This is a genomic window from Streptomyces sp. NBC_00285, assembly GCF_036174265.1.
In the GTDB taxonomy this organism is placed as follows: domain Bacteria; phylum Actinomycetota; class Actinomycetes; order Streptomycetales; family Streptomycetaceae; genus Streptomyces.
The window spans coordinates 7,428,469-7,443,238 of sequence record NZ_CP108055.1 but is presented as its reverse complement, the minus strand read 5'-3'; the positions used below and the strand labels follow the sequence as shown (position 1 = coordinate 7,443,238).

Genomic DNA, 14,770 nt, shown 5'->3' with positions numbered 1-14,770 from the left:
CGAGCCGTGGGAGGCCGACCGGTGTCCAGCGCAGCCGAGCAGGAGGCGGTGACGGAAGCCGCTGAGGAGCGCCCCGCCGCGCTGGTGAACGGCGCGCGGCGGGGGACGCCCCCCGTGCCCGTGTGGCCCGGTGCTCCGACGCCGCTGGGCGCCCGGTTCCGGATCGGTCCGGACGGCGTGGCGGGAACCAACTTCGCGCTGTGGGCGGGCGGGGCCGAGGCGGTCGAGCTGTGCCTGTTCGACGCCGACGGCAAGGAGACACGGGCCCGGCTCAGCGAGCTCACGCACGAGATCTGGCACGGCTTCGTACCGGGGGTGATGCCCGGTCAGCGGTACGGCTACCGGGTGCACGGCCGCTGGGACCCGTGGACCGGCGGCCGCTGGAACCCGGCGAAGCTGCTCCTGGACCCGTACGCCCGCGCGGTGGACGGCGACTTCGGCCTGCCGCCCGAGGTGTACGGCCATGTCCGCGACTGGCCCCAGCAGCAGGTCGCGGACACCGTGCGCGACGACCGCGACTCGGCGCCGTACGTCCCGAAGGGCGTGGTCGTCCACGATGACGACGACTGGGCCGAGGACCGCCGCCCGAAGACACCGTGGGCGGACTCCGTCATCTACGAGCTGCACGTCCGCGGCTTCACCCGGCTGCACCCGGACATCCCCGAGGAACTCCGGGGCACGTACGCCGGGCTGGCACACCCGGCCGCGATCGAGCACCTGGTGAAACTCGGCGTCACGGCCGTGGAGCTGCTCCCCGTCCACCAGTTCGCGCACGAGGACCACCTGCTGCGGCGCGGCCTCAAGAACTACTGGGGCTACAACTCCATCGGCTACTTCGCGCCGCACGCGGCCTACGCCGCCTCCGGTACGACGGGCCAGCAGGTCGGCGAGTTCAAGCGCATGGTCCGCGCGCTGCACGCCGCCGGGATCGAGGTCATCCTCGACGTGGTCTACAACCACACGGCGGAGGCGGGCGAGCTGGGGCCCACGCTGTCCCTGAAGGGCATCGACAACCGGGGGTACTACCGCCTCCAGTCGGACGCCCGGCGCTATGCGGACTACACCGGCTGCGGCAACACCCTGCACGTGGTGCAGCCACATGTGCTCCGGCTGATCACCGACTCCCTGCGCTACTGGGTGACGGAGATGGGCGTCGACGGCTTCCGCTTCGACCTGGCCGCCGCGCTGGCCCGCTCGATGCACGATGTCGACATGCTGTCCCCGTTCCTCGCGGTCATCGCGCAGGACCCGGTGCTCCGGCGCGTGAAGCTGATCGCCGAGCCGTGGGACGTGGGCTCCGGGGGATACCAGGTGGGCGCCTTCCCGCCGCTGTGGACGGAGTGGAACGACCGCTACCGCAACGCCGTACGCGACTTCTGGCGGGGCGCACTCCCGGACGTACGGGACCTCGGCTACCGCCTCTCCGGCTCCAGCGACCTGTACGCGTGGGGCGGGAGGCGGCCGTACGCGTCGGTCAACTTCGTCACCGCGCACGACGGTTTCACCCTGCGCGACCTGGTGTCCTACGAGCACAAGCACAACGAGGCGAACGGCGAGGGCAACCGGGACGGCACGGACGACAACCGGGCGTGGAACTGCGGTACGGAGGGGGAGACGGACGACGAGCGCATACAGGCGCTCAGGCGGCGGCAGTTGCGGAACCTGCTGACCACGCTGCTGCTGTCGACGGGCGTGCCGATGCTGGTCGCCGGCGACGAACTCGGCCGCACCCAGCGCGGCAGCAACAACGCCTACTGCCAGGACAACGAGATCAGCTGGCTGGACTGGGGACTGCTCGAACAACCCGGCTGGAAGGCCCTGTTCGACCTGACGTCCCGGCTGATCTCACTGCGCCACCGGCACCCGGTGCTGCGCCGCCGCGCCTTCTTCTCCGGGCGGGCGGACTCGGTGGACGGCATCCGCGACCTCGCCTGGTTCACCGCCCGCGGCACGGAGATGACGGAACGGGACTGGTACGCGCCCGCCGCCACCCTCGGCATGTATCTGTCGGGCCGGGACATCCCCGGCCGGGACGAGCGCGGGGTGCCGATCGTCGACGACAGCTTCCTGGCCGTCCTGCACGCAGGCGACCGTCCGGCGGCCTTCCTGCTGCCGGGGCCGCCGTGGGCGGAGCGGTACGAGGTGGTCGTCGACACGTCGGGCGAGGAACAGACGCAGGCGCCGGGGGTGATCCACCGGGCGGGGACGTCGATCACGGTTCCGGCGCGGGCGGTGCTGTTGCTCAGGGTGGTCGGCTGAGGCGTGTTGCGGGTCCGTGAACAGCTCATGTGATCGCTGGCCATGACATCGGCAGGCTGATCACACTCGATGACATGCCCGAGATATCCCGCCGTGCCTTCGGTGGTCTCGTCGGCGGTGGCGCTGTGACCGCCGTCGCCGCTGCGACGACCGCCGCCGAAGCCGCTCCCGCCGAACGGCCCTTCGCCTCGCGCCCGTCCGGCTCCGGAAAGCGCCCCAACCTCCTCGTCATCCTCGGCGACGACCTCGGCTGGGCCGACCTGTCGTCGTACGGCGCCCCCCACATCAAGACGCCGAACCTGGACCGGCTGGCCCGGCAGGGGGTGCGGTTCACCGACGCGTACTCGGGGTCCGCGACCTGCTCCCCGACCCGGTTCAGCCTGTACACCGGGCGGTATCCGGGGCGTACACAAGGCGGCCTCGCCGAGCCGATCGCCAACCGGACTCAGGGGCTCGACCCGAACCACCCGACCCTCGCCTCGCTGCTGAAGAAGGCCGGATACTCCACCGCGCTCATCGGCAAGTGGCACTGCGGCTGGCTGCCCGACTACAGCCCCACCAAGTCCGGTTGGGACGAGTTCTTCGGCAACCACGGGGGTGTGCTGGAGTACTTCTCCAAGCTCGGCCAGCTCGGCGACTACGACCTCTACGAGGGTGACGCGACCTACAAGGACCTGCGGTACTACACCCAGGTGCTGACCGAGCGGGCCGTCGAATACGTCGGCCGGGATCACGACAAGCCCTGGCTGCTGAACCTCAACTTCACCACCCCGCACTGGCCCTGGCTCGCGGCGGGCGATGAGGAGACCGGCGCCGAGATCGCGGCGAAGATCCGGGCCGCCAAGACCCAGGCCGACATCACCAAGGCGCTCAACCACTACGACGGCGGCTCCGTCGAGAAGTACACGGAGATGGTCCAGAGCCTCGACGCGGCCGTCGGCGAGGTGCTCGCCGCACTGCGCCGCTCCGGGCAGGAGGAGCACACGCTGGTGTACTTCGCCAGCGACAACGGCGGTGAGCGCTGGTCGTACCTGTGGCCGCTCAGCGGTGAGAAGTTCGTGCTCCAGGAGGGCGGCATCCGGGTGCCGACGATCGTGCGCTGGCCGCACCGGATCGACGGCAACCAGGTCAGCCACGAGCCGAACGTCTCCCCCGACTGGACCGCGACCTTCCTGGAGGTGGCCGGCGCACGACCCGATCCGGCCTATCCGCTGGACGGAGCGAGCCTGGCCGGGTACCTGCTGCGCGGCGAACGGCCGCCGGAGCACGACCTGTTCTGGCGGGTGCGGGCCAATCGAGCTCTCAGGCGCGGGAGTTGGAAGTACTACCAGGACTCGGCCGGCCAGGACCACCTCTACGACCTAGGCGCCGACCTGCGCGAACAGGCCGACCTGGCCCCCGACAGACCGGAGTTGCTCGCCGAGCTGAAGTCGGCGTGGGAGAGGACGGCCGCCGGACTGCTGCCGTATCCCGGCTAGCCGAGGATCCCTCGCTGGTACGCCGTCGCGACCGCCGCCGCGCGGTCGTTGACGCCCAGCTTGGCGTACAGGTGGGTGAGATGGGTCTTCACGGTCGCCTCGCTGATGAACAGCTCGCGGGCGATCTCGCGGTTGGAGGTGCCCTTGGCGACCAGGGCGAGCACCTCGCGCTCCCGGGCGGACAGGGGCTCGCCCGGTGGGGTCTTGGGTGCGCGGACCGCGGAGACCAGGCGGGAGACGACCGCCGGGGACAGAACGGTTCGGCCTGCCGCCGCCGCCCGCACCGCGGTGAACAGTTCGTCCCGCGGGGCGTCCTTGAGCAGGTAGCCGGTCGCGCCCGCCTCGATCGCGGGCAGCGTGTCGGAGTCGGTGTCGTACGTCGTCAGGACGAGCACCCGTGCACGGGCGGAGCGGCGGGTCAGCTCCCGGATGGCGTCGACCCCGCCGCCGCCCGGCATGCGCAGGTCCATCAGGATCACGTCGGGGTCGAGCACGGCGGCCCGCTCGACCGCCTCGACGCCGTCGGACGCCTCACCGAGGACGGTGAAGCCGGGCGCGGACTCGAACATGCCGCGCAGACCGTCCCGTACGACGGGATGGTCGTCGACGATCAGCAGGGAGATCGGCACGGGCAGCGGTACGGAGTTCGGCACGTCACTGGTCATGGCGGACCAACGGTACGCGAGCCGACAGCGCGGTGCCGTGGCCCGGTTCGGTCTCCACGGTGAGGGAGCCCGCGATGCGTTCGGCGCGGGCGCGCATGCCGTCGAGGCCGAAGCCGCCGGTGCGGGTGCGGGGCGCGAGGGCGAGGGGGTCGAAGCCGACGCCGTCGTCGCGGATGTCGAGGATGACCTCGTCGCCCAGGAAGGTCAGGGTGACGCCGACGCGGGCGGCACGGGCGTGCCGGGCGGCGTTCGAGAGAGCTTCCTGGGCGATCCGCAGGAGGGTCGCGGAGACCTCGTCGTGGAGCTGCTGAGCGATGCCGGTGACCGTGAACTCGGCGCGCACACCGGTGCGTTCGCCCCAGTCGGCGACCGTCTGCTTCAGGGCTTCGGGAAGGCCCGCGTCGTCCAGGGCGACCGGGGCGAGGTTGTGGACCGAGCGGCGGGCCTCGCCCAGGCTGTGCCGGGCCAGGTCCATGGCCCGGTGCGCGTGTTCGCGGGCCAGGGCCTCGTCGGGCGTGTTCGCGACGACCTGGAGCTGGGCGATGATGCCGGTCAGGCCCTGGGCGAGGGTGTCGTGGATCTCGGCGGCGAGCCGTCGGCGCTCGTCGGCGACCCCGGCCTCCCGTGCCTGGACGAGGAGTTGGGCGTGCAGGGCGGCGTTCTCGTCGAGCGCCTGCTGCAACGCCTCGATGGTCTCGGCGCGCTCCCTGGAGCGCTGCTCCTCCTGTTCGGTGATGTGGGCGACCACCGCCTGAAGGCCGAAGTTGACGAACAGGAGTCCGGCGAACCCGAGCCACTCGCCCGTGCCGCTCGCGGGAAGTCCGCCGAGTTGCGCGCCCGCCACGGTGACCGCGCTCGCGAACAGTCCGAGCCGCCGCCACATGCCCGGGATCAGCTCGTCCGCGTCCATGTAGCCGGTGGCGGCGTAGAACGCGAAGAACGGATTGATCCAGGTGAGGGCGAAGGCGATGGCCCAGCGCACGGCGTAGTACACCGTTCCGGCCCGCGAGGGGCTGCGGCCGCGGTCGGCACGGCGGTGCCGGGTGCCGTGCCACCACGTCTGGAGCACGAGCGCGGCGACGACCAGGCCCCCTGCGGCGTACCACTCCTCGGGGCCCCTCTGCAGCTCCGCGGAACCGACCGCGAGGACGACACCGATGCCGAGCAGCGCGTACGGCCCCCAGATGTGCAGCTGTTCCAGGCGCCGCTCGATCTGTGTGTCCACCACGGTCATGTCCCCAGTCTGCACGGCCCCTCCCCTACTCCCAGCGGAACCAGCGCGACGCGGCGGCCGTCAGCAGCACCGTCCAGGCGACGAGGACGCCCAGGTGCGTCCAGCCCGGCCAGTGGCCCGCGGCGGCCCGGTTCAGGGCCTCGGCGGCCGCGCCGAACGGGGTGTACCCGACGATCCGGGCGAGCAGGTGCGGCATGGTCTGCACCGGCGCCCACACGCCCGCGCAGAACATCGACGGGAAGAACACGGCGGACCCGATGGCACCGGCGATCTTCGTCGTCCGGGACAGGGCGGAGATCACCGCGCCGAGTGCGAGGGCGGCCAGGACGGCGAGGACCAGGGCGAGCAGGTATCCGAAGAGCTGCTCGGGCAGAGTCACGTCGAAGGCGAGCCGGCCGACGGCGAGGGCGACGAGTGCGGACGCCAGGGCGGCACCGCCGTAGACGGTCATCTGCGCGGACAGCAGGGCGGAGGGCCGGACCGGAGTCGTGGCCATGCGGCGCAGGATGCCGCGCTCGCGGTAGCCGGTGAGGGTCTGCGGCATGGACTGGAGGCCGCCCACGATCATGCCCAGGAGCACGGCCACGGGGACGTAGACGTCGATGGTCCTGAGGCCGCCGAGGTCGGCCTCGTGGTGCCGGAAGGACGGGATCGAGCCGAGGATCACCAGGAGCAGGGTCGGGAACAGCACGATCCAGAAGAGGGCGCCCGGTTCGCGGCGGAAGAGACGGACTTCGGTCCTCAGTACGGCGGTGTTCATGCCGTGGCCTCCTGGGTCAGGTCGAGGAAGGCGTCGTCGAGGGTGGCGTCGACGACACGGAGCTGGTGGGCGGTGACATGGCGGCGGGCGAGCAGGGTGAGCACGGCGTTGACGGTCTCGTCGGTGCCGGACAGGGTGAGGCGGCCTTCGCGGTGCTCGATGGCGGCGAGCCCGGGCAGCGCGTTCAGCTCGCGGTCGTCCAGCGGGGCGGAGGGCGTGAAGCTGATGACGGTGCCGCCCGCCGAGCGCCGGATGAGTCCCGCCGGGGTGTCCAGGGCGGCGACCCGGCCCTTGTCGATGACGGCGATCCGGTCGCAGAGCCGTTGGGCCTCCTCCATGAAGTGGGTGACGAGCAGAACGGTGACGCCGTTCGCGCGGATGTCCTCGATCAGCTCCCAGGTGTCGCGGCGGGCGCGCGGGTCGAGACCGGTGGTCAGCTCGTCCAGGACGACGATCCGGGGGTTGCCGACCAGGGCCAGCGCGATGAACAGGCGCTGCTTCTGGCCACCGGAGAGCCTGCCGAACCGGGTGGTGAGCTTCTGGGCCAGTCCGAGTCGCTCGGCGAGCGGCCGCCAGTCGACGGGCTTCTCGTGGAACGCGGTGTACAGCTCCAGGGCCTCGCGGACGGTGAGCTTGGCCTGGAGTTCGCTCTCCTGGAGCTGGGCGCCCAGCACGCGGGCCACACGCGCGTGGTTGGCGACGGGGTCGAGGCCGGTGACCCGGACCCGGCCCGCGTCGGGGACCCTGAGGCCCTCCACGCACTCGACGGTGGTGGTCTTGCCGGCGCCGTTCGGGCCGAGGATCCCGAAGATCTCGCCCTCCTCGACGGTGAAGGAGATCCCGTCGACGACGGTCCGGCCGCCGTAGGACTTGCGCAGTTCGCTCACTTCGATGACGGACATGGCATCAGCGTGCCGGTGCGGGGCCCGCCGCCACATCGCCCGTCGCGCTCGACCCGGCATCAACCGATCGGTGGATGCCCTCGTACGACCCCGCGAACATGCAGGTCGTAGGTCCGGCGGCCGATTGCGGTCGGGCCAAAACTCGGTGGGCGTTGTCAGTGCCGGTCCGTAGGCTCGCACCTGATGTCCACGACACGTGCAAACACCAAGGACCGGTCGGCCGTACGGACCCTGCTGCGCCTGTGGCCGTATGTCCGGCCGGCTCGCGCGCGGCTGTTCACCGCCGCGTCCGTCGCGATCCTGGCCTCCTGTACGGGGCTGGTGATCCCGCTCGTCCTGAAGTGGATGGTGGACGGCCCGATCGCCGACCACGACACGGCTGGCGTGTGGCGCGGGGCCCTGTACCTGCTGCTGCTCGGGTTCGCGGAGGCGCTGCTGTTCGGACTGCGGCGCTGGCTGGTGGCGAGACCGCTCTCCCACGTGGAGGCGGAGATGCGGGCGGGCCTGTACCGGCACCTCCAGCGGCTCCCGGTGGCCTTCCATGACCGCTGGGCATCCGGCCAGCTCCTGTCCCGGGGCACTACGGACCTCATGCTCCTGCGGATGTTCCTCGCCTTCCCTCTGACGTTCCTGCTGGTCAACGCCGTGACCATCATCGTCGGCGTGATCATCATGCTGCTCCAGGACTGGGCCCTGGGTCTGGTGATCCTCGGTCCGGCCATCCCGGTGATGATCACCTGCGTGATCTTCGAGAGGCGCTACGCCGGTGTGGCCCGCCTCGCCCAGGACCAGGTCGGCGACCTCACGACGGTCGTCGAGGAGAGCGTCCTCGGCATCCGGATCATCAAGGGTTTCGGCCGCCACCGGTCACAGGCGCGGGCGTTCCGGGACCTGTCGGGGACGCTGCGGGGGACCGAGCTGCGCAAGGCGCGGCTGCTGGCGGCCATCTGGGGCGTCATCGTGACGCTCCCGGAGGTGGCGATCGGGGCGGCGCTGGTCCTGGGCTGCGTACAGGTGGCGGACGGTTCGCTGTCCGCGGGCACCCTGGTCGCCTTTCTGTCGACGGCACTCGCGCTGCGCTGGCCGGTGGACTCCATCGGCTTCCTGCTGGCGATGAGCCAAGAGGCGGCCACGGCGACGGAGCGCTACTTCGAGGCCATGGACGAAGTGCCGGAACAGGAGGAAGGGAACCGCGCGGCAGGCCCCCACCGGCCCGCAGCCGACTCCGACGGCCTCCGGTTCCACCACGTCCGCTTCCGCTACCCCGACGCCCCCGAGGACTCCCCGCCGATCCTCGACCTGATCGACCTCCACATCCGCCCGGGCGAGTCGATGGCCCTCGTGGGCGCGACAGGCAGCGGCAAGACCACTCTCACCGCCCTGGTCCCCCGCCTCCACGAACTGACCTCCGGGCACATCACCCTGGACGGCGAGGACATCACCGCGATGTCCAGGCAGGAGCTGCGCTCGAAGGTCGCCGTGGCCTTCGAGGAACCCACCCTGTTCTCCACCGGCGTCGGCGACAACGTCCTGATGGGCGCGGACGAAGGAGAACTGGACCGGGCCCTGTCCGTCGCCCAGGCGGACTTCGTGTACGCCCTTCCCCAGGGCACCGACACCCAGGTCGGCGAGCAGGGCCTCAGCCTCTCCGGCGGTCAGCGCCAACGCCTGGCCCTCGCACGGGCCGTGGTCGGCGCCCCCCGTTTCCTCGTCCTGGACGACCCCCTGTCCGCCCTGGACGTCCACACGGAGGCAGCGGTGGAGGCGGCCCTGCGGGATGTACTGGCGGACACCACCGCCCTGATCGTCGCGCACCGCCCCTCCACCGTGCAGCTCGCCGACCGGGTCGCCCTGCTGTCGGACGGCCGCATCACGGCTGTCGGTACCCATCACGAACTCCTGCGCACGAACGCCGAGTACGCCCACCTGATGTCCGGGGCCGGGGAGGAGCCGGGGGACGAGAGCAGGACGGAGCCCGGCCAAGAGCCCCGGGAAGAGTCCAGGGAAGAGGAGTGCGCCCGATGACGGCCCCCACTGCGTCCGCGCCCACCGCGGACGAGGAACCCGGCCTGTCCGGACCGAAGGACACCGACGACGCCTTCGACCGCGACGTCCTGCCCACTCCCCCGCGCGCCACGTCCCTCCTGCTGCGTTCGCTGCTCGCCCCGATGAGGGCGCGCGTCACCGTCACGACCCTCCTGCTGCTGTTCCAGCAGGCGGCCGTCCAGGCGGGCCCGCTGCTGGTGGCGTACGCGATCGACCACGCCGTCCCCGCGTTCCGGGACCACGACAACGGCCCGCTGATCGCGGTGGGCGTCGGCTATCTGCTGTGCGCGCTGGTCTCCGGCGGGCTCCAGTACGCGTTCATCCTGGTCTCCGCCCGCGTCAACCAGGACGTGCTGCTCGACCTGCGCGGCCGGATCTTCCGGCACGCCCAGGCGCTGAGCGTCGACTTCCACGAGCGCTACACCTCGGGCCGGCTCATCTCCCGTTCGACGGCGGACGTGGAGTCGCTGCGCGAACTCCTCAGCGAGGGCCTCCAGGAGCTCGTCACCGTCGTCCTCTCCTTCCTGTACATCTCCGCCCTGCTGCTCTGGCTGGATCTCGCCCTCGGCGCGGTCGCGGTGGCGTCCTTCGTGCCGCTGTACCTGCTCATGCGCGGCTACCGGCGGCGGGCGGGACGGGTGTACACGCAGCGGTCGACCGCCATCGCCGCCGTGATCGTGAAGTTCGTGGAGACGATGAACGGCATCCGGCCGGTGCGGGCGTTCCGCCGCGAGGCGGCCAACGACGCCGACTTCGCCGTCCTGAACAAACGGCACGAGCGGGTCAACGGCGACGCGCTCCTGGAGATGGCCCGCTATGTCGTCGGGTCCCGGCTGGTCGCCAACACGGCCGTCGCGGGGATCGTGCTGTGGGGCGCCTACCGGGTGGCGCAGGGTTCGCTGGAGCTGGGCGTGCTGGCGGCGGCGGTGCTGTATCTGCGGCGGCTGTACGACCCGATCGACCGGCTCGGGATGTTCCTGAACTCCTACCAGTCGGCGGCGGCCTCCCTGGAGAAGATCGCGGGCCTGCTGGCCCAGACCCCGACCGTCCCGGAGCCCGCCACACCCCGGCAGCTCCCGGCACCGGAGTCGGAACACCCGGGCCGCGAGGTCGTCTTCGACGGCGTGCGGTTCGCCTACCGCACGGGCGGCGAGGTGCTCCCCCGCTTCGATCTGACCCTGCCCGCCGGGCAGACGGTCGCGGTGGTCGGCTCGACCGGCGCCGGGAAGTCGACGCTCGCCAAGCTTCTCGCCCGTTTCTACGACCCCTCGGACGGCCGGGTCCTCCTGGACGGCACGGACCTGCGCGACCTGGCCGTCCCCGAGCTGCGGCGCGGGGTCGTCATGGTGACGCAGGAGGCGTTCCTGTTCTCCGGCACGGTCGCCGAGAACATCGCGATCGGCCGCCCGGACGCGAGCCGTGCGGAGATCGAGCAGGCCGCGAAGGCGATCGGCGCGCACGACTTCATCAGCGCCCTGCCCGACGGCTACGACACGGACGTCCGCAAGCGAGGCGGCCGCATCTCCGCGGGTCAGCGTCAACTCGTGGCGTTCGCGCGGGCGTTGCTCGCCGACCCGGCGGTGCTGATCCTGGACGAGGCGACCAGTTCGCTGGACATCCCGGGCGAGCGGGCCGTGCAGCGCGCGATGGCGACGGTCCTGAAGGGCCGTACGGCCGTCGTGATCGCGCACCGGCTGTCGACCGTCGAGATCGCGGACCGGGTCCTGGTCATGGAGCACGGCCGGATCGTCGAGGACGGCGCACCGGCCGAACTCGTCGCGGGCACGGGCCGGTTCGCGGATCTGCACCGGGCGTGGCGGGACAGCCTCGCGTGATCCAGGTGACCTGCGCGACCTACCAGGGGGACTGATGATCGACGCCTATGAGGACCCCGGCACGCCCGACGTCCGCGGCGGCTGGCGGTATCTGTGGTGGCTGGTCCGCTGCCAGCCGGGGCGGTCCGTCGCCGGGGCGCTGCTGGGCAGTTCCTGGATGGTGCTGCTGGCGGCGACGCCGTATCTGATGGCGAAGGCCATCGACGAGGGCCTGGAGCCGGGCGACTGGACGGCGCTCGCCGGCTGGAGCTTCGCGCTGTTCGCGGTCGGCTCCTTCAACGCCTGGCTGAGCATCATGCGGCACCGCACGATGACCCGGGTGCGGATGGACGCCAACTTCCGCACGGTCAAGGTGGTCGTCGGACAGGCGGTCCGTCTCGGTGCCGCGCTCTCGCGCCGGACCGGCGCCGGGGAGGTCGTCACGATCGGCGTCGGTGACGTGCAGACGATCGCCGGCGCCCTGACCGTCGTCGGCCCGGGGGTCGGGGCGTGCGCCGCCTATCTGACGGTCGCCGCCGTGCTGATCTCGGTGTCCCCGGTGCTCGCGGTCGTGGTCCTGCTCGGCATGCCGGCGGTCGTCCTCCTCGTGGGTCCGTTCCTGTCCCGTCTCCAGGGGGCCGAGACGGAGTACCGGGACCGCCAGGGCGTCCTCACCGCCCGTATCGCCGACCTCGCGGGCGGCCTGCGCGTGCTGAACGGCCTCGGCGGCAAGAGCCTGGTCGCCGACGCCTTCCACCGGGACAGCCAACGCCTGCGGGCCCAGGGCTACCGGGTCGGCGCGGTCACCAGCTGGGTCCAGGCCCTCGGCGTCGGCCTGCCCACCCTGTTCCTCGCCGTGGTCACCTGGCTCGCGGCCCGTCTGGCCGCCCAGGGCGACATCACCGTGGGCGAGTTGGTGGCGGTGTACGGCTATGTCGCGGTCCTGGTGGGCCCGGTGGCGTTCTGGGTGGAGTGCGGATACCAGCTGAGCCGCGGTGTGGTGGCGGCGCGCAGGGTCGTACGGTTCCTGCGCCTGGAGCCGATGGAGGACCTGGGCACGCGGGACGCCCCGTCGGAGCCGTCGGTACTGCACGACCCGGAGTCGGGCGTACGCGTCCTCCCGGGCCGCCTGACGGCCCTGGCCTGCACGCGGCCCGCGGACGCGGCAGCCGTCCTGGACCGCCTGGGCCGCTACACCGCCTCGACGGCGACCTGGGGCGGAGTACCGCTGGAGGAGATCCGGTTGTCCCAGGTCAGGGAGCACATCCTGGTGGCGGACCACGAGGCGGACCTGTTCGCGGGCGACCTGCGCGAGGTGGTGGCGCCCTCCAGGGGCGCGGGGCTGTACCGAGATACGGCTCCGCCGCGGGGCGCGACAAGCTCCCACGAACTCGCAGCCGCCCTGCACGCGGCAGCGGCGGACGACATCGTGCAGGGCCTCCCGGACGGCCTCGACTCCCCCATGGACGCCCAGGCCCGCAACCTCTCCGGCGGCCAGCGCCAACGCGTCCGCCTGGTGAGAGCCCTCCTCGCCGACCCGGAGATCCTCCTGGCCATGGAACCCACCTCGGCCCTGGACGCCCACACCGAGGCACTCGTGGCCGAGCGGCTGCGCGAGGCCCGGGACGGCCGTACGACGCTCGTCACCACCACCTCCCCCCTGCTGCTCGACCACGCCGACACGGTTCTCTACCTGGCCGAAGGCAAACTCGCGGCCACCGGAACCCACCGCGACCTCCTCTCCACCGACCCCGGCTACCGGGCCCTGGTCGCGCGGGACACGGACGCAGAGGAAGTCGTGCGATGAACCAGCTCCCCGTGGCGGAACCCGCGGACGTCCGCCGGGCCACCACCCGCCTGGTGAAGGCCGACACCCGGGCCTTCACCGCCGCGCTCGCCCTGAACTCCCTTGCCGCGCTGGCGGGCCTGGCCGGTCCCTGGGTGCTGGGCCGGATCATCGACGAGGTGCGCAAGGGGCACGGCGTGGCCGCGGTGGACCGGCTCGCCCTCACCCTGGTGCTCTGCTCCCTCGCCCAACTGGTCCTGTCCCGCTGGGCCCGCTACGTCGGCCACCGCTTCGGCGAACGCACCCTCGCCCGGGTCCGCGAGGAGTTCGTGGACCGCACCCTCGCCCTGCCCGCCTCCGTCGTGGAACGCGCCGGTACCGGCGACCTCACCGCCCGCGGCACCGCGGACGTGGCCACCGTCGGCACCACCCTGCGGGACGCGGGACCCGAACTGCTCATCAACAGCGTGCAGTTCGTGTTCCTGCTCGCCGCGGTCTTCGTCCTGGACCCGCTGCTGGGCACGGTCGGCGTGTTCGGTCTGCTGCCGATCTGGTTCGTCCTGCGCTGGTATCTGCGGCGGGCCAGGGACGGCTATCTGGCCGAGGGCGCGGCCACCTCGGACGTCGCCGAGATCCTCGGGGCCACCGCGTCCGGTGCCCGCACGGTCGAGGCGCATCGGCTTGAGGAGCGGCGCGTGCAGGCGAGCCGGGACGCCCTCGACACGGCCCGGCGCACCCGCCTGTTCACCCTCTACCTGCGCAGTGTGTTCTTCCCCGTGGTGGAGGTGGCGTACATCCTGCCCGTGGCGGGCGTGCTGCTGGTCGGCGGGATGCTGCACGCGCGGGGCGTGATGAGTCTGGGCTCGGTCGTGGCGGCCGCCCTGTATCTGCAGCAACTGGCCACTCCACTCGACCAGATCCTGGTGCGGGTCGAGCAACTCCAGTCCGGCGGGGCCTCGTTCGCCCGCGTGGAGGGCCTCGCGCAGGCTCCGCGCTCGACCGAGGGAGGCTCTCCCGCTCCCGTCGACGACCGTATCGACGTGACCGGCGTGCACTACTCCTACGGCCGTGGCGTCGAGGTCCTGCACGGTGTCGACCTGACCGTGCGCCCCGGTGAACGGCTCGCGGTGGTGGGTCCGTCCGGTGCCGGGAAGACCACGCTGAGCAGGCTGCTCGCGGGCGTCGACGCGCCCACGTCGGGGACGGTGACCGTCGGCGGGGTACCGGTGGTCGGGCTCGGCCCCGAGCAGCTGCGGCGCCAGGTCGTCCTGGTCACCCAGGAGCACCACGTCTTCCTGGGCACGGTCCGCGACAACCTCCTCATCGCCGAACCCGGCGCGGGGGACGAGGAGTTGTGGGCCGCGCTGACCGCCGTGGGAGCGGAGGGCTGGGTGCGGGAGCTGCCCGAGGGGCTCGACACCGCGCTGGGCGAGGGCGGTTGCCGTGCGGATGGTTCGCAGGCGCAGCAACTCGCCCTGGCGCGGGTGGTGTTGGCGGATCCGCACACCCTGATCCTCGACGAGGCGACCGCACTGCTGGATCCCACGACCGCGCGGCACACCGAGCGGGCCCTGGCGGCCGTACTCGAAGGGCGCACGGTCATCGCGATCGCCCACCGGCTGCACACCGCGCACGACGCGGACCGGGTGGCGGTGATGGAGGGCGGCCTGCTGACCGAGCTCGGCACACATGACGAGCTGGTGACGGCCAGGGGGGCGTACGCGGCGCTGTGGGGGTCGTGGCACGGGGGGCGGCCGGTGTCCGACGAGGGCGGAAAGTCCGTATAACGAACATGAACTCCCGGACAACGAACGATTTCCGGCCAA

10 protein-coding genes are annotated in these 14,770 nt (G+C 71.9%); 6 read left to right on the top strand and 4 right to left on the bottom strand.

From position 1 onward, the window contains the following. The first annotated feature begins 21 nt into the window (after positions 1–21). Positions 22–2,259 (top strand): glycogen debranching protein GlgX, encoded by a 2,238-nt coding sequence (gene glgX, locus OHT57_RS34450; RefSeq protein ID WP_328750649.1) that lies wholly within the window; start codon positions 22–24, stop codon positions 2,257–2,259. A 74-nt stretch (positions 2,260–2,333) separates the two neighbouring features. Beyond that, positions 2,334–3,737 (top strand): sulfatase family protein, encoded by a 1,404-nt coding sequence (locus tag OHT57_RS34445; RefSeq protein WP_328750648.1) that lies wholly within the window; start codon positions 2,334–2,336, stop codon positions 3,735–3,737. Here OHT57_RS34445 and OHT57_RS34440 read toward each other — a convergent pair. From OHT57_RS34440 to OHT57_RS34425, 4 genes are read right to left on the bottom strand one after another with little or no spacing between them, the layout of a single operon-like run. Then, on the bottom strand, positions 3,734–4,402 hold the full coding sequence (locus tag OHT57_RS34440) for a response regulator transcription factor (protein WP_328750647.1): 669 nt from the start codon (positions 4,400–4,402) through the stop codon (positions 3,734–3,736). The genes OHT57_RS34445 and OHT57_RS34440 overlap by 4 nt on opposite strands. Further along, on the bottom strand, positions 4,392–5,636 hold the full coding sequence (locus OHT57_RS34435) for a sensor histidine kinase (protein WP_328750646.1): 1,245 nt from the start codon (positions 5,634–5,636) through the stop codon (positions 4,392–4,394). Before OHT57_RS34435 ends, OHT57_RS34440 begins: the two co-directional genes overlap by 11 nt. Before the next feature lie 25 nt (positions 5,637–5,661). Next, positions 5,662–6,396, bottom strand: coding sequence for an ABC transporter permease (locus OHT57_RS34430; RefSeq protein ID WP_328750645.1), 735 nt, complete (start codon positions 6,394–6,396; stop codon positions 5,662–5,664). Next, positions 6,393–7,298: an ABC transporter ATP-binding protein gene (locus tag OHT57_RS34425; protein ID WP_328750644.1), complete on the bottom strand. Its 906-nt coding sequence runs from the start codon at positions 7,296–7,298 to the stop codon at positions 6,393–6,395. Before OHT57_RS34425 ends, OHT57_RS34430 begins: the two co-directional genes overlap by 4 nt. Positions 7,299–7,481: 183 nt before the next feature. Between OHT57_RS34425 and OHT57_RS34420 the strand changes: the two genes are divergently transcribed. The 4 genes from OHT57_RS34420 to OHT57_RS34405 are packed head-to-tail and all read left to right on the top strand — an operon-like array spanning position 7,482 to position 14,731. Continuing rightward, entirely contained in the window at positions 7,482–9,323 is a 1,842-nt protein-coding gene (locus OHT57_RS34420) for an ABC transporter ATP-binding protein (RefSeq protein ID WP_328750643.1), read from the top strand. Then, positions 9,320–11,179, top strand: a complete 1,860-nt coding sequence (locus tag OHT57_RS34415) for an ABC transporter ATP-binding protein (RefSeq protein WP_328750642.1) — start codon at positions 9,320–9,322, stop codon at positions 11,177–11,179. The genes OHT57_RS34420 and OHT57_RS34415 overlap by 4 nt, the downstream gene beginning before the upstream one ends. A gap of 34 nt (positions 11,180–11,213) precedes the next feature. Continuing rightward, complete coding sequence (locus tag OHT57_RS34410; protein WP_328750641.1) at positions 11,214–12,965, top strand: ABC transporter ATP-binding protein; 1,752 nt, start codon at positions 11,214–11,216, stop codon at positions 12,963–12,965. Beyond that, a complete protein-coding gene (locus OHT57_RS34405) occupies positions 12,962–14,731 on the top strand; it encodes an ABC transporter ATP-binding protein (RefSeq protein ID WP_328750640.1) in 1,770 nt (589 codons plus the stop codon). The genes OHT57_RS34410 and OHT57_RS34405 overlap by 4 nt, the downstream gene beginning before the upstream one ends. Positions 14,732–14,770: the final 39 nt, after the last annotated feature.